This window comes from Dissulfurirhabdus thermomarina (assembly GCF_012979235.1).
Lineage (GTDB): Bacteria > Desulfobacterota > Dissulfuribacteria > Dissulfuribacterales > Dissulfurirhabdaceae > Dissulfurirhabdus > Dissulfurirhabdus thermomarina.
The window spans coordinates 86,429-106,430 of the sequence record NZ_JAATWC010000004.1; the positions used below are offsets into that span (position 1 = coordinate 86,429).

The following is a 20,002-nucleotide window of genomic DNA, read 5'->3' on the forward strand; positions in this document are numbered from 1 at the left end:
CTCCTTCTCCGGCGGGCCCGCCCCGCCGCCACCCCCTCTCCGCGGCCCGCCCCGGCGCCCCCACGCCGGCCCGGCGGCCGCCCCCGGCCGGGCGGAGGGTCACACCCGGCCGGTCTTCTTCATCCAGCGCGCCACGCCGAAGAACGCGAGGAAGGCCAGGAAGGGGACGGCCAGCAGCCCGGGCCGCTCCGGGACCGGCGACGGCGCGTAGAGCCGGTAGTACTTGTAGAGGAGAAGGACGTAGAGCCCCGAAGAGAGCTGGAACAGGGTCCCGTACTCCTTGTTCACCACCCGCTTCCAATCGAACCGGTGCTGCGCCAGGGTCCGCCCCAGGCCCCGGAGGCGGGGCCAGAAACGGTTCACGTCCCGGCAATAGGCCTCGTAGCCCGGGCCGAACCGGCCCCGGAGGTAGTGCTCCTCCGCCCGGGTGATGCTGAGGTAGACCAGGAGGAAGAAGGGAAACGCCCCCAGGATCACCCAGGGCGAGCCGTAGGCCAGGCACGCGCCCGCGGCGATGAGGAGGTTTCCGAGGTACATGGGGTTCCGGGTGTGGGCGTAGATCCCCTCGGTCACCAGGTCGGCGGCGTAGATGCGCCGCTTCTTCCCGCCCCGCTTGATGTAGACCAGGCCGATGGTGGCGCACCGGACCACCTCGCCCGCCAGGGCCAGCAGGACGCCGGCCGTCACCCCGGCCAGGTCCAGGCGGGGATCGCCGCCGAGCCGCGCCGGCGGCACCGTCACCGCCAGGACCACGAACAGCACCGGGAACAACCCGTTGCGGTAGCGGAAGAAGAAGTTCCCCAGCCGGACGGAAAGGGGGACGCGGGAGGCGGAAGCGTCGGCGGTCTCGTTCATGGCACCTCGTGGAAACCCAGAGGGCGCGGGCGGTCATGCGGGGACCACCCGGCGCGGCGCGGTGTCGATGCGGTGGACGGCGGCACCATTATCATCACTTGATGGCCAGGATGCCGCAGAAGTTGTACCAGCGGAAGAAGTTGTCCACCTGGCGGAAGCCGCTCTCCAGGAGCAGCTCCCGGTTCTCCACGTAGTGGTAGGGGATGAGCACGTTCTCGAGGGCCTCCCGCTTCTGGGCGATCTCCAGCTCGGAATACCCGTTCCGCCGCTTCATCTCGTGGTAGTACTTGATGAAGAGCCGGTTGATGGTGGAGTCCGGGCTCAGGACCTTCTCCACCAGGATCAGGCACCCGTTCGGGAGGATGCCGTCGGCCACGGACCGCATGAGCCGGTTCCGGTAGAGGGGCCGGACGAACTGCAGCGTGAGGTTCAGGATGACCACCGAGGCGTTCTCCACCTCGACGCCCTTGTTGAGGTCCCCCTGGACCAACCGGCACGGGCGGGTGACCCCGGCGCGTTCCAGCTTCTCCCTCGCCCGGTCGAGCATGGCCTGGGAGGAGTCCACCCCCACGAATGTGACCTCGGGGGAGACCACGCGGTCGATCTGGAGGAAGGTGTTGCCGGTGGAGCAGCCCAGGTCGTAGAGGTTCGTCCCGGGCACGGCGAAATCCGCGGACATCTCGCCGATCATGCGCTGGATCTCGGCGTAGAAGGGGACCGAGCGGTCCAGCATGTCGTCGAAGACCTCGGCGACGTTCGTGCCGAAGTCGAAGTCCTCGATGAAATCCTTCGGGTCGCGGAAGACCTTGTCGGACTTGGTCATGGAAGACTGCCTCCTGCATGCGGCGGGCGTCCGCCCCGGCTCCGGGGCCGCGCCCACCGGCCTCGTCAATTCATAGTCGCCCGTCCCCCCGGGTGTCAAGGAAGGGGGGGCGGCGCCTCGTTTCCCGATGGCATCGCGAGAAGCACCAATGACGGCGTTGCTGCGGCGCACCCTATACGCCTCATCCCTCGACATCCTCGCGCCTTGCACCCGGCGATCTGGGGTGCGCCATCTACCCTGAGGCCTTTTCGGCCCATTGCCGGCTCCCGCCCTCTGTGGAGCCGAAGGCGCCGAGGGGACGGGGCTCCACAGAGGGCCGCCCTTTTAAAGTAACGCCCGCCGCAGGCGACAAGCGGTTTCGCTTCCATCGAGGCACCGAATTCCCACCCCGCCCCGTGCGAATTTGAACTCCAAGCACCCGAATCGATACGGGATGTCCCGGAATGAGACGTACTTTGGGCCCGTCGCGCAGCCGGCGATTCCTTCGCGACGCCATCGTCAGAAGGTCACCTCCCACGCCAGATACCCGAACCCCTCCCGGGCCGTGTGCCCGGAGGCCGTGGTGCGCCGCTCCCGGAGGCCGCCGCCCCAGAGGAACCGGTGCCGGCCGATGGGCACGGCGCCGCCGATCTCCGCCGTCCGCCGCCCCTCCTCCCGGGGCGCCGCGGGATTGAGGCCCGTGCCGTTTCGGTTCATCCGGACGCGGGCCGCCCGGAGCCGCCAGCTCCGCCCGCCGCGCTCCACCAGCAGGAGCTCCGCCGCGATCATCTCCCCGTCGTTGTCCATGGCGTGGCCCAGGGTCCGGTCGTAGTAGCGGTACCCGTCGCGGTAGATGGCGTGGTTGTAGGCATAGTCCCACTTGGGCTCCGAGAGGTAGAAGGCCGCCGTGGTGTCGGCGACCTCCACGTGGAGCCGCCAGGAGAGGCCCGCGCCCTCGAGGGCGCCCCAGGCCTCCAACCCGGCCAGCCCCACGAAACGGCTCGGCAGCATCCCGGCCTCGTCCTCGCCGATGAACTGCCCGTAGAGGGCGTAGGGAAGGTCCAGGACCGGGGAGACCAGCCGCAGGTCGTAGCCGGCCAGCTGGTTGCCGGGCTCGTTGGCGACGTCGATGTGGTCGTCGCCCCGGTTGTCGCGGCCGATGAGGAGCTTTCCGAAGGTCTCGAGGTCGGAGGGCCGCCCTTTCCCCCCCCACTGGGCGGCCCGGGAGAGCCCGATCTCGAGCTTCCGGAAGGGGCGGCAGGCAAAGCGCATCCCCAGGAACCGGGCGTGGGAGACCGCCCGGCCGTCCTCGAAGCGGCCGAGGACGGCCACGAAGGTCCAGGGACCGATCCAGGCGAGCCACGGCGTCTCGAAGGCGTCGGCGTAGTTCCGGCGAAGGGCCACCGAGGGGAGCGGGCGGGCGTTGGTGGAGAGGACGAGGCTTCCGTCCCAGCCCGGCCCCCACCAGCGCTCCACCTGCCCCACGGTGAGGGCCCAGTTGCCGAGGATGCCGGAGAGGTAGGAGCCGTCGAGGCGGACCCGCTTGTGGTCCGGGGGCGCCACCGCGCCGGTGACCCGCAGCCGGAAGGCCGCGTAGCGCCCCATCCAGTCGAGGCCGGCCCGGGTCTCCCCCTTCTCGCGGGGGACGTCCGTGAAGGTGCGGAGGTAGTGGCGGGCGGCGGCGAGCCCCCCCGCCGCGGCCTCGGACCGGAACCGGCCCGCCAGAGCCTCCTCCGCCACCCGCTCCCGGAGGCGCCGGAGCGAGAGGGCGGCCGCGCTCCCGGGTGGCGGGGCGGCGTCCAGGTCCACGAGGCGGCGGGAGATCTCGCCCCAGGAGAGGGGCCAGGTGGTGACGGGGCCCTCCACGAGCCCCGCGTCGGCCAGCACCTGGACGTCGTGGCGGAGGACCGGGTCGCCGGGGTCCGCCCAGGGCGCGGCGCGGGCCGGGGCGACGCCGAGGCAGGCGAGGAGACAGGCGAGCACGGCGAGCCGGGCGGGGAAACCGGGCCGGGGGGAAGAAGGTGCAGTGGTGGCGGGCCTTCCGGGACGAATCGTGGCGTCTCCTCTCCCCAGGGTGCAGGCACCGGCCGCCCGGGGGACCGGCGGCGCCCCCACGCCGCCCTTCCCCCGAAATCCCGGGGCCTTGCGGTCCATGGTAGCGGACGAACCCGGCGGCGGCAAGGGCGGGGCCGCCCTTCTTCTCGCCCAAGGCCCTCTCCGCCGACCTCAAGGCCGTCTTCGCCCTGGGCTACTTCGACGACGTCCGGGTGGAGGGCGAGCCGGGGCCGAAGGGCCACCTGGTCACCTTCGTGGTGAAGGAGAAGCCCGCCATCCGCAGCATCCTCTTCACCGGCAACAAGGCCCTCAAGGACAAGGACCTCAAGGCCGTGCTGGATCTCAAGCCCTTCACCGTGGTGCAGGAGAAGGCCCTGCGGGAGAACGCCGACAAGATCGAGGCCCTCTACCTCACCAAGGGCTACGTGCACACCACGGTGAAGCCGGTGGTGGTGAAGGTCTCGGACCGGTCGGCGGACGTCCGCTTCGAGATCGAGGAGGGCGAGCGGATCCTGGTCAAGCGGATCGAGATCGACGGCAACGAGGCCTTCCCGGACGACACCTTGAAGGACCTCATGGAGACCAAGGAGAAGGGCCCTCGATCTCACTGACGGCGACCGGCTCCTCGTGCGCTCCCGGAGCCGCCCGGAAGGGATCCCGGACTTCAGCAGCACCCGGGTCGAAGTCATCGCCATGGACCGGCCCCGGAGATCGAAGCCCCCGGGAAAGACGGCATGGTCCCCCCGCCGACGCCGGTTCGACCCCTGGGCCCCAACGGATCGGGATCCCGCGCCGGGCCGGCCGCCTCCCCCTCGAGGCCCGGATCCACACCGCCACCCGGATGGCAACAGCTTATCCGACCCCCATTTATTATTGGCATTTCCTATTTGACTGAAAGGTCCCTTCGCCCTTTTATTAGGCTCCGTGTCTCGGCATCCGGCGCCGTGCCGCCCGAGACGATACCGCGCCGGCGGGCAGGCTGGAGGCCCCCGGCCTGTCTCGCAACACCCCAAGGAGCGCAGATAAAGCAGATGAAGATCGTCTATCGGTCACACTGATCCCTGCGGCTGGGAGGCCGCCCGGTCCGGGCGGCACAGACGACAGGCGCAATGCCCCCACCGCCGCTCCGCTGCTAACGCCCACGCCTGATGAGGGCTTCGCCGCCGCGGGGACGGGACAGCGCGCCAACCCAAGCGTGCAGGAGGCATCCACCCCGTGCAGGAAGAGGCCCTCATGAACGCCCAGACTCCGAACCAGGCCCCCTCTCCCATTGGCGCCGTGATGGTCGTCGGCGGCGGCGTCGCCGGCGTCCAGGCGGCCCTCGACCTCTCCGCCCTCGGCTACAAGGTCTATCTCGTCGAGAAGAGCACCGCCATCGGCGGCATCATGGCCCGGCTCGACAAGACCTTCCCCACCAACGACTGTTCCCTGTGCATCCTCGCCCCAAAGCTGGTGGAGACGGGGCGCGACCCCAACATCGACATCCTCACGAAGGCCGAGTTGGTCTCCCTCCACGGCGAGCCGGGCCGCTTCACGGCCAGGGTCAGAAAACGGCCGCGCTACATCGACGAGACCGTCTGTAACGGCTGCGGCCAATGCACCCAGTACTGCATCCGGATCGTCAGGGACGGATACAACGAAAACCTGTGCACCACCCACGCCGCCCGCATCGACTTCTCGCAAGCGGTGCCCACCAGCTACCACATCGATCCCGAGGCCTGCCTGCGGCTCAACCACCAGACCTGCGGCCTCTGCGCCGTGGTCTGCCGGACCGGGGCCATCCGCTTCGACCAGCAGGAGGAGGTCCTCGATCTCGAGGTGGGGGCCGTGATCCTGGCGCCGGGATTCGGCCGGGTCGATACGGAGGTCTTGGGCGCCTATGGCTGGGGACGTTACGACGACGTCCTCACCGCCCTCGAGTTCGAAAGGCTGATGTGCGCCAGCGGGCCGACCGGGGGTGAGATCGTCCGGATCTCCAACGGCCGGCACCCGAAGAAGATCGCCTTCCTGCAATGTATCGGCTCCAGGGACAGCCGATGTCACAACGGCTATTGTTCCTCCGTCTGCTGCATGTACGCCATCAAACAGGCCACCCTGGCCCGCGAGCATGACCCGGAAGCCGCGATCACGCTCTTCTTCATGGATATCCGGACCCACGGCAAGGGATTCGATGCCGCCCGGGAACGTGCCATCGCCGAAAACGGCTTCCGGGTCGTCTATGCCCGGCCGCCGCGCGTCGAAGGCGCCGGCGACCGCCTGTTCCTCTCCTGGACGGACGAAGCCGGGGCCTCCCACTGCGAAGACTTCGACATAGTCGTGCTCTCGCAGGGGCTCGAGGCCCCGGACGACGCCGAACCACTGGCCGAGGCTGCGGGCATCGCCCTGAACCGGTACCACTTCGCCGCCACCGATCCCTATGCGCCCCTCGCCACCACCCGGCCCGGCGTCTACGTGGCCGGTGCCTTCCAGGGCCCCAAGGACATCCCCGATTCCGTCACCCAGGCCAGCGGGGCCGCCGGTATCGCAACCGCCCGCCTGGCCCCCGCCAGGGGCCGCCTGACCACCACCGCGACATTCCCGGCGGAGCGGGAGGTCGCCGGCGAGCCCCCCAGGGTGGGCGTCTTCGTCTGCCACTGCGGCATCAACATCGGCGGGGTGGTGGACGTACCGGCGGTGCGGGACTACGCCCGAACGCTCCCGAACGTGGTCCATGCCAGCGACAACCTGTACTCCTGTTCTCAGGACACCCAGCGCCACATGGCCGACGTCATCCGCAGACACGGTTTGAACCGCGTCGTCGTCGCGGCCTGCACCCCCAGGACCCACGAGCCCCTCTTCCAGGCCACCCTCCGAGAGGCCGGACTCAACCGCGCCCTCTTCGAGATGGCCAACATCCGGGACCAGTGCTCCTGGGTCCACATGCACGAGCGGGAGGCGGCAACGGAAAAAGCCAAGGACCTGGTCCGGATGGCGGTGGCCAAGGCCTGCCGGCTCACCCCGCTGGGAGAGCAGGAGTTGCCGGTGATCCCCAGGGCCCTGGTGATCGGCGGGGGGCTGGCCGGCCTGACCGCGGCCCTGACCATCGCCGAGCAGGGCTTCGTCTGCACCCTGGTGGAACGGGAGCAGCGCCTGGGCGGCCGGGCCCTCCTCCTGAGCCAGGACCGCTTCGGCACCGATCCCCGGAAGGCCATCCGAGAGCTGGCCCGCCGGGTGCGGCGCCACCCGCGGATCACCGTCCTCACCGGTGCGAAGGTCTCCGCCGTCTCGGGTCACGTGGGACGCTTCACCACCACCGTCGATACCCGCCGGGGCCAAGAGACCGTCGAGCACGGCGTCGTGGTCCTGGCCACCGGCGGCAGGCCCCATGTACCGAAGAGATTCGGCTACGGGGCCTCGCCCCGCATCCTGACCCAGATCGACCTGGAAAAACGGCTGGCCGGCTCGCGCCCCCTCCCCGCCCGGTGCCGGCAGGTCGTGATGATCCAGTGCGTCGGCTCCAGGGGGGACGACCTCCCCTACTGCAGCCGGGTCTGTTGCGGCCAGGCGGTCAAGAACGCCCTGCGTCTCAAGGCGTTGGCCCCGGAGATCCAGGTGACCATTCTCTACCGCGACATGCGCACCTACGGCTTCATGGAAGATGCCTACCGAACGGCCCGCGAACAGGGGGTGATCTTTACCCGCTACCAACCGGAACGCCCCCCGCAGGTCAGGGTGCTCGCACGGCCCACGGTGACCTACTTCGATCCGATCCTGGGCCGGGACGTAGAGCGGACCGCCGACCTGTTGGTCCTCTCCACCGGCATCGAGGCCGACGACCCGACCGGCCTGGCCAGGCTCTTCAAGGTCCCCCTCACCGCCGAGGGATTCTTCCTGGAGGCCCATGTCAAGTTGCGCCCGGTGGACCTGGCGGTGGACGGCGTCTTCGTCTGCGGCCTGGCACACGGCCCCAAGAACATGGAAGAAACCATCGCCCAGGCCCAGGCCGCCGGGGCCCGTGCCTGCCAGCCCCTGGCCGGGGGGCGCATCACCCCGGAACCCATCGTCTCGAGCGTCGATCCGGAAAGGTGCATCGGCTGTGGCGCCTGCGAATCTTTCTGCCCGTACAAGGCCATCGAACTCTACCGGGAGGACAAGGTCCGGAAGGCCCGCGTCATCGCCGCCGCCTGCAAGGGATGCGGCATCTGCGCCAGCCGCTGCCCCACCCTGGCCATCGACATGGGCCGTTTCACCTACGAGGGGATCATGGCCCAGATCCACGCCCTCCGTCCATGAGGAACCGCCCGATGAAGACCGAACACCAGCCCCGCATCCTGGGCTTCCTGTGCAACTGGTGCTGCTACACCGCCGCCGACTCCGCCGGGGTGGGCCGCTATCAATACCCGCCGAACCTGCGGGTCATCCGCCTCATGTGCACCGGCCGCCTCGACCCCTCCCTGCCCCTGGAAGGCCTGGCCGCCGGCGCGGACGCCGTCTTCGTCGGCGGGTGCCACCCGGGGGAATGTCACTACCAGGACGGCAACTTCCATGCCCTGGTCTCCGCCGCCCTGGTCCACGAGGTCTTGGCGCGGCTCGGCGTCGCCCGCGAGCGCTTCCTGATCGATTGGGCCTCGGCCGCCGAAGGCCCCCACTTCGTCCAGGTCATCACCGAATTCACCGAACGCGTCCGATCCCTCGGCCGCCTGGGAACGGCGGAGGGCACCGACGAAGAGACGCTGCGACACCGGCTGGCCGAGGCCGCCGAGATGGCGCGGGGTCGGCAGGTCCGGATCGGCCTGGTCCACGCCGCGCGGGAGATGATCCAACAGCGGGAGTACTCGCGGGACGGGATCGCCGCCCTTGTCCAGGCCCGATGTGCCAAGGCCCTGGCGGCCTGGCAACCGGAGGGGACCGCTCCATGACGGCCCGCCGGAGACACCACCGCTGCCGCATCGACGGCCGAGAGATCCGGGTCGCCCCCGGCACCACCATCCGGGCAGCGGCCGCCGACATCGGCATCGAGATCCCCGGCCTCTGCCACCTGGAAGGCCGCCCGGATGCCGATTTTCCATGCCTCATCTGTATGGTGGAGGCGGACGGCCGCCTGGTTCGTTCCTGCCAGACCCCCGTGGCCGACGGGATGGAGATCCGGACCGCCAGCCCGGCCGTCGAGTGCCACCGACGGCAGCGGCTCGAGTTCCTCTCCTCCTTCCACTACGGCGACTGCAAGCCCCCCTGCACCCTCGCCTGCCCGGCAGGCATCAACGTCCAGGGCTACATCCGCTACATCGCCCGCGGAGAATACGGCGCCGCCCTGGACCTCATCCGGGAGAAGAACCCCCTCCCCGGCATCGTCTGCCGCGTCTGCCCGCGTTTCTGCGAGAGCCGGTGCCGACGGACCCTGGTCGACGAGCCGATCGCCATCAACCACCTCAAGCGCTTCGCGGTGGAAAACGGCCGGGAGACGGCGCCTCCGATCGTCCCCGGTCCGCCCACCGGCTTCAGCGTGGCGGTGATCGGGGGCGGTCCGGCAGGGCTCTCCTGCGCCTGGTACCTGCGACGTTTCGGCCACGATGTCACCCTCTTCGAGGCAACGTCACGGCTCGGCGGCATGCCCGCCGCGGCCATCCCCACCTTCAAGCTCCCCGCCGCCGAGGTGACCCGCGAGGTGGAGCAGGTCATCGGCCTCGGGGTCCACGTGCGCCTCGGCAAGCGATGGGGCCGAGATTTTTCCCTCGCCGACCTCCTGGACGGCGGATTCCATGCCGTCTTCCTGGCCACCGGCATCCCCGGCCAAGGGCCCCTCGAGGTCCCGGGCGCAGCACACACCCGTGATGCCCTCGCCTTCCTGAAAGAGGTGCGCGCCGGTCGTCCCCCCGCCATCGGCGACAAGGTCCTGGTCCTGGGCGGCGGCCGCATCGCCGTGGAGACGGCCCGCTGTGCCCGACGGGCCGGTGCCGCCCAGGTCACGGTGGTCCATCCGAGGGCCCGAGTGGAGCTTGGGGCCCCGCAGCGGGACATCGCCGAGGCGGAACGGGAGGGGGTCCAGTTCTTCCTGATGGCCCAGCCGTTGCGCCTCACGCGAGACGGGGCCCGGATCCGGGTGGAACTGGCCCGCACCCTCCTGGGCCCTCCCGACCGCCGGGGCACCCGGCAGCCGGTCGTCCAGGAAGGGTCCTCCCTGTGGTGGGAGGGCGAGACGGTCTTTGCAGCACCCGGCCAGGCCAGCGACGGCGCCTTCACGTCCTACGGCCGGATCGAGGCCCGCCTGGCCCTCACCCCGCGCCAGACCCTCAAGGTGCACCCGGCCACCCTTCGGACCAATATCGACCGGGTCTACGCCGGCGGCGACCTGACCAGCGGCCCCCGAACCGTCATCCAGGCGGTGGCCGCCGGCAGGCGAGCCGCAGAGGCCATCCACGAAGACCTCACCGGCACCCCGGCGGCCAGGCCCCTGGACGGCCGGATCAACTTCAGCCGCGGCCGGCGATTCGAAGAGGTCGCCATGGTCAACTTCGCCGGCCGGGCCATCGCCCTGCAGGAATCCCCCCCGGTCCGCCCGCCGGAACGCCGCATCGGGGATTTCGACCCGGTGGACCTCGGCTATTCGGAGGAGATGGCCGTGCGGGAGGCAAAACGGTGCCTCCAGTGCGGCTGTATGGGTCTGGCCAAATGCGGTCTGCGGCCCCTGCTCAACACCTACGGCGTCCAACCGAAGGCCGCCCCGAGAAGGCCACGGGCCGACATCGACGACCGTCACCCCTTCATCCGGATCGATCCCAACCGGTGCATCGGCTGCCAGCGCTGCCAGCGGTCGTGCGAATTCGAGGCCCTCACCGTGAAGGTCCGGGAGGTTGAAGACGGCCTGCCGAACCCTTCCCTCTCCATTTCCCCCTCCTGCGTCGCTTGCGGGGCCTGCGTGGATGCCTGTCCCACCGGCGCCCTCACCAAGAAGGACCTGCCTGCGCCCTTCCTGCCGGGCGAGACGGCCACGGTCCGAAGCGTCTGCACCTACTGCGGCACGGGCTGCGCCGTCGATCTCCACGTCAAGAACGGTATCCTCCAAGAAGTCACGGCGGATCGATCCCAGCCCCCCAACCACGGAGATCTCTGCGTCAAGGGACGGTTCGGATTCGACTTTCACCGCCACCCGGACCGGCTGATCCAGCCCCTGGTGCGGGAGTCCGTCGAGGCGCCGTGGCGCCCGGCGACCTGGGACGAGGCCCTGGCCATGGCCGCCGCCGGTCTCAAAAAGGCCCTGGCGGAATACGGCCCGGAGGGCGTCGGGGTGCTGGCCTCGTCCCGATGCGAGAACGAAGCGGCCTACGTGGCCCAGAAGTTCGCTCGGGTCGTCCTCCGGACCAACAACGTCGACAACTGTGCGCGGGTCTGCCACGCCCCCTCCGTGAGCGGCCTGCGCATCGCGTTGGGGAGCGGCGCCGCCACCAATCCGCTGGAGAGCATCGAACTGGCCGAAGTCCTCCTCGTCTGCGGCTCCAACACCACCGAGGCCCACCCGGTGGTGGGCCTGAAGATCCGGCGGGCGATCCGACGCGGCGCCCGCCTGGTCGTCATCGATCCCCGCCGCACGGAGCTGGCGGACATGGCCGACATCTGGCTCTCGCCCCTCCCCGGCACCAACGTGCTCCTCCTCAATGCCCTTGTCCACGTCATCCTGGACGAGGGCCTGGAGAACAAGGAATTCATCGCCGCACGCACCGAAAACATCGAGCCGGTCCGCGCCCATGTCCGGTCCTTCTCTCCGGAGGCCACCGCGGCAGCCACCGGGGTGGACCCGGCCCGGGTCCGGCAGGCGGCCCGTCTCTATGGCGCCACACGCCGGGGAATGATCCTCTACGGCCTGGGGGTGACCGAACACCGAAACGGCACCCTGGGCGTGATGGCGCTGGCCAACCTCGCCCTGGCCACCGGCAACATCGGGCGGCCCGGTGCCGGCATCTGCCCGCTCCGAGGTCAAAACAACGTCCAGGGCTCGTGCGACATGGGGGCCCTGCCCTACGTCTATCCCGGCTACCAGGACGTGGCCGATCCGGCCGTTCGCCGACGTCTCGGCCGTGCCTGGGGGGTGGAGCTGCCCGCCACCGCCGGGATGACCGAACCCGAGATGTACGAGGCCGCCCGACGCGACCGCTTCAAGGCCCTCTATTGCATCGGCTACGACCCGTTACAGACCCAGGCGGATCTCCATGCCGTCCGAAAGGCCTTTGCCCGGATGGATCTGGTGGTGGTGCAGGACCTCTTCCTCACGAAGACCGCCGAGCTGGCCCACGTCGTGTTGCCCGCCGCCTGTTTCTATGAAAAGGACGGCACCTTCACCAATGCCGAGCGACGCATCCAGCGGATCCGGAAGGCGGTGGCACCCCCGGGGGCCGCGCTCCCCGACTGGCAGATCACCTGCCGACTGGCAGAGGCCATGGGCCATCCCATGCACTACGAGGGACCGGAAGAGATCTGGCGAGAGATCGCCCGCATCACCCCCTCCATGGGCGGCGTCCGCTACCGGCGGCTGGAAGGCGCCGGCCTGATCTGGCCCTGTCCCAACACACGGCATCCCGGCACGCCCATCCTCCATGCCGACACCTTCACCCGCGGCAGGGGCCGTTTCTCGGTGCTCACCGACGTCCCGCCCCTGGAGGCACCGGACGAGGCGTTCCCTTTCCGCTTGATCACCGGCCGCCGCCGGGCGCACTACAACAACGGGTCCATGACCCGGCGGTGCCGGGGCTTGTCGGCCCTGGTGCCCGAAGAGACCCTGGAGATCCATCCCGATGACGCCAAACGCCTGGGGATCACCAACGGGATGGAAGTAGAGGTCCGATCCCGCCGGGGCGCCGTGCGGCTGCCCGCCGCGATCACCGATCGCAGCCGGCCCGGCACCGTCTTCTGCAGCTTTCATTTCGACCGCCCCGAGATCAACACCCTCACCAGCCCGGGACTGGACGAGATCTCCCACACACCTGAATACAAGGTCTGCGCCGTGGCAGTCGCCCCGGCGCGCCCCGATGCAGGACCCCAGGAGGACGCCCATGACCGATGACGGGACAATCCGACTGACCCAGACCGTCAAGGCCGCCGGATGCGCCGCCAAGCTGCCGCCAGGCGATCTGGACCGGGCCCTGTGCGGCCTCGACCTCCCGGTGGACGACAACCTGATCGTCGGCCTGGAACGGGCCGACGACGCCGGGGTGTACCGGATCTCGGACGACCTCGCCCTCGTCCAGACCCTGGACTTCTTCCCGCCCATGGTCGACGACCCGTACACCTTCGGCCGGATCGCCGCGGCCAACGCCCTCTCCGACATCTACGCCATGGGCGGCACCCCACGAACGGCCATGAACATCGTGGCCTTTCCGGCCCGGAGGCTCGACCTCTCGATCCTCCGCCGCGTCATCGAGGGCGGTCTCCACACCCTGCGCCAGGCCGGAGTGGTCCTGGTGGGCGGACACAGCGTGGACGACCCGGAGCTCAAGTACGGCCTGGCGGTGACCGGCTTCATCCATCCGGGCCGGGTGCTCACCAAGCGGCGGCTGCGGGCCGGTGACCGGTTGATCCTCACCAAACCGCTGGGAACGGGGATCGTCTGCACCGCCCTCAAGGCGGGCCTGGCCGATGAGGCGACCGCGGAGCGGGTCATCGCCTCCATGTCCGCCCTGAACCGGACGGCGGCCGACCTCCTGCGCGATTTCCCGGTCAGCGCCTGTACCGATGTCACCGGCTTCGGCTTCCTGGGACACCTGGCCGAGATGGTGGTGGACTCCGGCACGGGCGTGCAGGTGCGGTGGGCGGCGGTTCCCGTCTTCCCCGAGGCCCTGGAGTGGGCCGACATGGGCCTCCTGCCGGCCGGGACCTATCACAACCGAGAATTCCGGGGGCCCTTCGTCACCTTCGCACCGGATGTCCCGAGAAACCGACGCGACGTCCTCTTCGACCCCCAGACCTCCGGCGGCCTCCTCGTGGCGGTGCCGGCGGCGGAAGCGGAGGCGCTGCAGGCGGCCCTCGTGGCCCGCGGTGTCACCGAAGCGGCCATCGTGGGAGAGGTCATCGCGGAACCCCGAGACCGGATCCTGGTGGGATGACACCCTCGATCAAGGAGGTGCCGGCATGGCACGCGAACTGGACTGCCGGGGGCTGACCTGCCCGGGGCCGGTGATGCAAGTCCGGGAGATCCTGGAGAAGGAGCACCCGGCGACCATCGTCGTATCCGTCGACAACGAGGCGGCCGGGGAGAACGTGAGCCGGTTCCTGGAACACCACCGCTATCAGGTCACGGTGGAGCAGGCGGACGACGCCATCCACGTGATCGGCCGTTACGGCGAGGACGGCCAGTGCGAACTCATGCCACCCTCGCAGCCCAAGGCCCTCTCGGGTGACCGAAAGATCCTGGTCATGGTGACGACGAACCGCATCGGCCACGGCGACGACGAGTTGGGGGAAGCCCTCCTTCGCAACTTCCTCGAGACCCTGCCGGAGATGGGACCCGATCTGTGGCGCCTGATCCTCGTCAACGGCGGCGTCAAGCTGGCCGTCCGGGGCTCCGCGGCCATCACCGCCCTCCGACGACTGGCCGATGCCGGCGTCAGTATCCTGGTCTGCGGTACCTGCCTCAATCACTTCCATCTCCTGGACCAAAAGGAGGTGGGAGAGACGACCAACATGCTGGACATCGTCACGTCCCTCCAGCTGGCCGACAGCGTCCTCAATGTCTGAATCCTGGATCCGGGATGGCATCGCAAAGATGCGCGGATCTCGGATGCTCTCGGTCATTGCGGCGAAGCTCAAGGACGCCTCATCTCTCGCATCCTCGCGCCTTGCACCTGGCGATTTTTGCTGAGCCCGCCACTCCGAGGCCTTTTTACGACGCCATCATCCGTGGGCATCCGAAAACGGCCAGATGCAAGGCAGCTCGCGCATCTTTCATGTGCGACACCATCAAAGGCCGGAACCCCTCTTCCCTTGAACCCCCCCGCCCTTTCTGGTATCTCTAGCACCCGGTGCCGGCGCTCCGGAGCGGCACCCGGGGGCCGGTCCCGGCGCCCCCAACGGATCCCGAGCGACGACCATGGCTCCCACCACCCACCCGCCCACATCCGCCGGGAAGCCGCGCCCCGGGCGGCACACCCGCCCCCCGGTCGAGGCGTGAGCACCGCCCCCTCCCCCACCCCCGGAGGGCCCGCGGGCGCGGCGGCCGCCCTCGCGGTGAGCGGCCTGGCCAAGTCCTTCGTGGCCGACGGCCACGAGCTGGAGGTGCTCCGCGGCCTCTCCTTCACGATCCATCCCGGCGAGGCCGTGGGCGTGGTGGGCGCCTCCGGCGTGGGCAAGACCACCCTCCTCCACATCCTCGGCACCCTGGAGCAACCCACCGCCGGCGAGGTCCGGCACTTCGGCGAGGACGTCTTCGCCTGGGACGACACCCGCCTCTCCCGGTTCCGCAACCGCCGGATCGGCTTCGTCTTCCAGTTCCACCACCTGCTGCCGGAGTTCACGGCCGTGGAAAACGTCATGATGCCCGGGCTCATCGCGGGTCTGCCCCGCGCCGAGATCCGGCGCCGGGCCGAGGCGGTCCTCGCCGCCATGGGCCTCGCCGGCCGCATGGACCACCGGGTGGGCCGCCTCTCCGGCGGCGAGCAGCAGCGGGTGGCCCTGGCCCGGGCCGTGGTCCTCGAGCCGCCGCTGCTGCTCGCCGACGAGCCCACGGGCAACCTCGACGAGCGCACGGGGCGCCAGGTGGAAGACCTCCTCTTCGCCTTGAACCGCGACCGCGGCGTCACCCTGGTGGTGGTGACCCACAACCTCTCCTTCGCCCGGCGCATGGACCGGTGCCTCGGCCTCACGGAAGGCCGCGCCGTGGAACTGGCGCCGGGGGAGCTCGCCGCCTTCGGCGTGGGCCGGGCGGAAGGCGCCTGAGCCGCATGGCCGCCCGAGTCGCCAGGCACCTCGGCCTCCTCCTCTGGGCGCTGGCCGCCGCCCTCTCCCCGGCGGCCGCCGGGGCGGCCCCGCCGGCCGTGGTGGCCCTCGCCCCCTTGGACTGGCACGGGCCGTCGGCACAGGCCGGCGAGGCGCCTCGGCTCGCCGCCGCCCTCTCCCGCCGCCTCGCCGAGGCCGGGATCCCCGTGAAATCCCTCCCCGGGGAGGCCGATCCGGCGGCCGCCCGCCGCCTCGGCGCAACACACCTCCTCTCCGGCAGCCTGAACGCCCTGGGGCCGGCGCGCTTCGCCGAGATGCACCTTGCGGCCCTCGACTCCGGGGCGGTCTTTCCCCTCTCCGCCGAGGCCGAGGCGGGCGCCGGATCGGCGGACCGCCTCGCCGCGGCCCTGGCCGGCGCCGTCCGGGAGGCCGTGGCCGCGCCGGACCGCGTCCTGAAGGTCCGCGTCACCGGCAACCGCCGCATCGACGCCGAGGTCGTGCTCGGCGCCGTAAAGACCCGACCCGGGGCCCCCTTCTCGCCCAAGGCCCTCTCCGCCGACCTCAAGGCCGTCTTCGCCCTGGGCTACTTCGACGACGTCCGGGTGGAAGACGAGCCGGGGCCGAAGGGCCACCTGGTCACCTTCGTGGTGAAGGAGAAGCCCGCCATCCGCAGCATCCTCTTCACCGGCAACAAGGCCCTCAAGGACAAGGACCTCAAGGCCGTGCTGGATCTCAAGCCCTTCACCGTGGTGCAGGAGAAGGCCCTGCGGGAGAACGCCGACAAGATCGAGGCCCTCTACCTCACCAAGGGCTACGTGCGCACCGCGGTGAAGCCGGTGGTGGTGAAGGTCTCGGACCGGTCGGCGGACGTCCGCTTCGAGATCGAGGAGGGCGAGCGGATCCTGGTCAAGCGGATCGAGATCGACGGCAACGAGGCCTTCCCGGACGACACCTTGAAGGACCTCATGGAGACCAAGGAGAAGGGCCCTCGATGGCTGCCCACGTGGCGGAACATCAAGGCCCTCTTCGGCGAGGAGGAGGCCGTGCTGCGCTGGGACACCCTCGAACGCGACGCCGGCCGGATCAACGCCTACTACCGGAACCACGGCTTCATCGACGCCCGGGTCGGAAAGCCCCGGGTCCGCCAGGAGGGCAAGTGGCTCTACGTCACCATCCCCGTGGAGGAAGGCCGGCGCTACCGGGTGGGCGAGGTCCGGATCGAGGAGTCCCACTTCCACGACACCTCCAAGATCCTGGACCGGCTCGAGACCCAACGGCAGGAGTACTTCAGCCAGGAGGTCCTCCGCAAGGACATCCTCACCCTCACCGACATCTACGCCGACGAGGGATTCGCCTCGGCCGAGGTGGACCCCCGCTTCCAAAAGGACCCCGCCAAGGGCACCGTGGACATCACCTTCCACGTGGAGACGGGGCCCAAGGTCCACTTCGGGCGCATCGAGATCACGGGCAACACCCGGACCCGCGACAAGGTCATCCGCCGGGAACTGCGGGTGACGGAACTCGAGCCCTTCACCGCCACCGGCCTCCGCAAGAGCACCGATCGCCTCCGGCGCCTGGGCTACTTCGACGACGTGGACCTCACCCCCTCCCAGGGTGCCCGGGAGGACGTCCTCGACCTCGCCGTGAAGGTCAAGGAGCGGCTCACCGGCACCTTCAGCGTGGGGGCGGGCTACAGCTCGGTGGACCGGCTGGTCTTCATGGCGGACATCACCCAGCGCAACCTCTTCGGGCGCGGCCAGAGCCTGTCGTTCAAGGGGCAGCTCGGCTCGGTCTCGAACCGCTACACCCTGAGCTTCACCGAGCCCTATTTCCTGGACACCCGGCTCTCCGCCGGCATCGACCTCTACAACTGGGAGAGCGACTACGACGACTACACCCGGAAGAGCACCGGCGGGGCGCTCCGGTTCGGTTACCCCCTCACCGACAACCTCGGCTTCTTCTGGGGCGGGCGCATCGACAACACCACCCTGAGCGACGTCTACGACACCTCGTCGGTGGTGATCCGCGACTCCCTCGACATCCACACCACCCGGGCGGTGAACCTGGGCCTCTCCTACGACACCCGAAACGACTACTACAACCCCACCCGGGGCTGGACCAACAGCGTCTCGGTGGAATACGCCGGGGACGTGCTCGGGGGAGACGCCGCCTACTTCAAGACCCAGGCCGTTCTGGGCTTCTACCACCCCATCTGGAAAAACCTCGTGGGCCACGTGAAGACCGGGGCCGGCTACGTCACCTTCGGCCGTACCGGGCGCCTGCCCGTCTACGAGCGCTTCTTCCTGGGGGGAATCGACAGCGTCCGGGGCTACAAGTACGGGCGAATCAGCCCCACCGACCCCACCACCGGGGAGTACATCGGCGGCAACCGGATGTTCTACGCCCAGTTGGAGGCCATCTTCCCCCTGGTGAAGGACATGGGCCTCAACGGCGTGGTCTTCTTCGACACGGGCGCCGTCTGGCAACACGGGGAGAAGAACGATCTGCGCGACCTTCGGAAATCCGTCGGCTTCGGCATCCGCTGGCTCTCGCCCATGGGCCCCATCCGCCTGGAGTGGGGCTTCAACATCGACAAGAAGCCCGGCGACGATCCCAACAACTGGGAGTTCCGCATGGGCGGGGCCTTCTAGGGCGACGCGCCCCGGGCGGTTGCCGGCCGGGCCCGGATCTGGGATAATCCCCCGCGGAACCGCCCGGCGGCGCCCGAGGGTCCCCGGCGCGCCCGCGGCCAGTTCATCCCCCGGAGACGGCCATGCACGAAACCCCGAAGACGATGCGGCTCGGCGACATCGCCGCCCTGGTGGGCGGAGAACTCCACGGCCCGGAGGGGCTCGAGGTCTCCGGCCTCCAGGCCCTCGACCGGGCGGGCCCGGACGAGCTGAGCTTCGTCGTGAGCGGCCGCTACCGAGAGGCCGCGGCGGCGAGCCGGGCGGCGGCCCTGGTCCTTCCGGCGGACTGGGCCGAGCCGCCGGACCGCCCGGCCGTCTTCGTGCGCGACCCGTACCTCGCCTACGCGAAGATCGCCCAGGCCTTCTTCGAGGCGCCCCGAGCCCACACCGGGGTCCACCCCGGGGCCCGCGTGGCCGAAGGGGCCCGGGTGGAAGAGCCCGTCACCGTACACGCCGGAGCCCACGTGGCCGACGGGGCGGTGATCCGCCGGGGCGCCGTGCTCCACCCCGGGGTGGTGGTGGGGGAAGGGGCCGAGATCGGCGAAGAGACCGAGCTCTTTCCCAACGTGGTGATCTACCCCGGCTGCCGGGTGGGCGCCCGGGTCCGCATCCACGCCGGGGCGGTGATCGGCGCCGACGGCTTCGGCTACGCCCAGGAGGAGGGCCGCCACGTCAAGATCCCCCAGGTGGGGATCGTGGTCATCGAGGACGACGTGGAGATCGGGGCCAACACCACCATCGACCGGGCGGCCTTCGGTGAAACGGTCATCGGCCGGGGCACCAAGATCGACAACCTGGTGCAGGTCGGCCACAACGTGCGCATCGGGCCCGACTGCATTATCGTGGCCCAGGTGGGCATCTCGGGCAGCTGCCGCCTCGGCCGGGGCGTGATGCTCGGAGGCCAGGCCGGGCTCTCCGGGCACATCACCCTGGGCGACGGGGTCCGGGTGGTGGCCCAGTCGGGGCTCCTCCAGCCCGTCCCGGCGGGAGAGACGGTGGCCGGGACACCGGCCGTCCGCCACCGGCTCTGGCTCCGGATCAGCCAGGCCCTGCGGCGGCTCCCCGACCTGGCGCGGGAGGTGCGGGACCTGGCCCGCCGCCTGGAGGCCCTGGAGCAGCGAAGGGACTGAACCCGGGGGCCGAGCCGCGACCGGCATCCTTCGAGGCGCCACGAAACGCCCGGGATCTCAACTCGATCATGGAATATCCAGCACCGGAGGTCGCCATGTGGAAACGAACGAAGGGCCCGGAGGAACCGGCCATCACCCTCGAGCCCCACGAGGTCCTCGAGATCCTGCCCCACCGGTACCCGTTCCTGCTCGTCGACCGCGTGACCGAGGTCATCCCGGGGGAATCCATCCGGGCCGTCAAGAACGTCACCGCCAACGAGCCCTTCTTCCAGGGACACTTCCCCGGCAACCCCATCATGCCCGGGGTCCTGATCCTGGAGGCCCTCGCCCAGGCCGGCATCATCTTCGCCAAGAAGAGCGACCCCGAGGGGCTCCGCGACAAGCTCTTCGTCTTCGCCGGGATGGACGAGGTGCGGTTCCGGAAGCCGGTCTTTCCCGGCGACCAGCTCGTCCTCGAGGCGACGCTCCTCAAGCGCAAGAAGCTCCTCTGGAAGATGGCAGCCAAGGCCTCGGTGGACGGCAAGGTCGCCGCCGAGGCCGTCCTCATGGCCGCCGTCCAGGCCTAGGCC

The 20,002-nt window shown here is 70.0% G+C and carries 13 protein-coding genes; 10 read left to right on the forward strand and 3 right to left on the reverse strand.

All coding sequences use genetic code 11. The features are described 5' to 3' along the window. Window positions 1–99 precede the first annotated feature (99 nt). From HCU62_RS06310 to HCU62_RS06320, 3 genes are all read right to left on the reverse strand, one after another. A complete protein-coding gene (locus HCU62_RS06310; protein WP_163298559.1) occupies window positions 100–855 on the reverse strand; it encodes a methyltransferase family protein in 756 nt (251 codons plus the stop codon). 94 nt (window positions 856–949) lie between these two features. Continuing rightward, window positions 950–1,678, reverse strand: a complete 729-nt coding sequence (gene cmoA, locus HCU62_RS06315) for a carboxy-S-adenosyl-L-methionine synthase CmoA (protein WP_163298560.1) — start codon at window positions 1,676–1,678, stop codon at window positions 950–952. Between the two features lie 498 nt (window positions 1,679–2,176). After that, the gene (locus tag HCU62_RS06320; RefSeq protein ID WP_163298561.1) at window positions 2,177–3,811 is read right to left on the reverse strand and encodes a capsule assembly Wzi family protein; all 1,635 of its coding nucleotides are present in this window, start codon (window positions 3,809–3,811) and stop codon (window positions 2,177–2,179) included. A gap of 113 nt (window positions 3,812–3,924) precedes the next feature. On the opposite strand from HCU62_RS06320, the gene HCU62_RS06325 reads away from it, so the two are divergent. The 10 genes from HCU62_RS06325 to fabZ all read left to right on the forward strand — a co-directional run bounded on the left by HCU62_RS06325 (window position 3,925) and on the right by fabZ (window position 19,999). Continuing rightward, entirely contained in the window at window positions 3,925–4,323 is a 399-nt protein-coding gene (locus tag HCU62_RS06325; protein ID WP_163298562.1) for a POTRA domain-containing protein, read from the forward strand. Between the two features lie 622 nt (window positions 4,324–4,945). Next, on the forward strand, window positions 4,946–7,984 hold the full coding sequence (locus tag HCU62_RS06330) for an FAD-dependent oxidoreductase (RefSeq protein ID WP_163298567.1): 3,039 nt from the start codon (window positions 4,946–4,948) through the stop codon (window positions 7,982–7,984). Between the two features lie 11 nt (window positions 7,985–7,995). Further along, a complete protein-coding gene (locus HCU62_RS06335) occupies window positions 7,996–8,610 on the forward strand; it encodes a hydrogenase iron-sulfur subunit (RefSeq protein ID WP_163298563.1) in 615 nt (204 codons plus the stop codon). Beyond that, on the forward strand, window positions 8,607–12,746 hold the full coding sequence (fdhF, locus tag HCU62_RS06340; protein ID WP_163298564.1) for a formate dehydrogenase subunit alpha: 4,140 nt from the start codon (window positions 8,607–8,609) through the stop codon (window positions 12,744–12,746). Before HCU62_RS06335 ends, fdhF begins: the two co-directional genes overlap by 4 nt. Beyond that, complete coding sequence (gene selD / locus HCU62_RS06345) at window positions 12,736–13,785, forward strand: selenide, water dikinase SelD (RefSeq protein ID WP_163298565.1); 1,050 nt, start codon at window positions 12,736–12,738, stop codon at window positions 13,783–13,785. The genes fdhF and selD overlap by 11 nt, the downstream gene beginning before the upstream one ends. 25 nt (window positions 13,786–13,810) lie before the next feature. Further along, on the forward strand, window positions 13,811–14,416 hold the full coding sequence (gene yedF, locus HCU62_RS06350; protein ID WP_163298566.1) for a sulfurtransferase-like selenium metabolism protein YedF: 606 nt from the start codon (window positions 13,811–13,813) through the stop codon (window positions 14,414–14,416). A 429-nt stretch (window positions 14,417–14,845) separates the two neighbouring features. Then, window positions 14,846–15,613, forward strand: a complete 768-nt coding sequence (locus HCU62_RS06355; RefSeq protein WP_425484842.1) for an ABC transporter ATP-binding protein — start codon at window positions 14,846–14,848, stop codon at window positions 15,611–15,613. Window positions 15,614–15,618: 5 nt separating this feature from the next. Further along, entirely contained in the window at window positions 15,619–18,264 is a 2,646-nt protein-coding gene (bamA, locus tag HCU62_RS06360; protein WP_163298913.1) for an outer membrane protein assembly factor BamA, read from the forward strand. Window positions 18,265–18,386: 122 nt separating this feature from the next. Continuing rightward, complete coding sequence (gene lpxD / locus HCU62_RS06365; RefSeq protein WP_163298914.1) at window positions 18,387–19,433, forward strand: UDP-3-O-(3-hydroxymyristoyl)glucosamine N-acyltransferase; 1,047 nt, start codon at window positions 18,387–18,389, stop codon at window positions 19,431–19,433. Window positions 19,434–19,528: 95 nt separating this feature from the next. Beyond that, complete coding sequence (fabZ, locus tag HCU62_RS06370; protein ID WP_163298915.1) at window positions 19,529–19,999, forward strand: 3-hydroxyacyl-ACP dehydratase FabZ; 471 nt, start codon at window positions 19,529–19,531, stop codon at window positions 19,997–19,999. The last annotated feature ends 3 nt before the right edge of the window (window positions 20,000–20,002 follow it).

Coding starts and splice junctions, on each gene's coding strand:
- HCU62_RS06310 (WP_163298559.1), bottom strand. CDS start 855: ATGAACGAGACCGCCGACGCTTCCGCCTCCCGCGTCCCCCTTTCCGTC.
- cmoA (WP_163298560.1), bottom strand. CDS start 1,678: ATGACCAAGTCCGACAAGGTCTTCCGCGACCCGAAGGATTTCATCGAG.
- HCU62_RS06320 (WP_163298561.1), bottom strand. CDS start 3,811: ATGGACCGCAAGGCCCCGGGATTTCGGGGGAAGGGCGGCGTGGGGGCG.
- HCU62_RS06330 (WP_163298567.1), top strand. CDS start 4,946: ATGAACGCCCAGACTCCGAACCAGGCCCCCTCTCCCATTGGCGCCGTG.
- HCU62_RS06335 (WP_163298563.1), top strand. CDS start 7,996: ATGAAGACCGAACACCAGCCCCGCATCCTGGGCTTCCTGTGCAACTGG.
- fdhF (WP_163298564.1), top strand. CDS start 8,607: ATGACGGCCCGCCGGAGACACCACCGCTGCCGCATCGACGGCCGAGAG.
- selD (WP_163298565.1), top strand. CDS start 12,736: ATGACCGATGACGGGACAATCCGACTGACCCAGACCGTCAAGGCCGCC.
- yedF (WP_163298566.1), top strand. CDS start 13,811: ATGGCACGCGAACTGGACTGCCGGGGGCTGACCTGCCCGGGGCCGGTG.
- bamA (WP_163298913.1), top strand. CDS start 15,619: ATGGCCGCCCGAGTCGCCAGGCACCTCGGCCTCCTCCTCTGGGCGCTG.
- lpxD (WP_163298914.1), top strand. CDS start 18,387: ATGCACGAAACCCCGAAGACGATGCGGCTCGGCGACATCGCCGCCCTG.
- fabZ (WP_163298915.1), top strand. CDS start 19,529: ATGTGGAAACGAACGAAGGGCCCGGAGGAACCGGCCATCACCCTCGAG.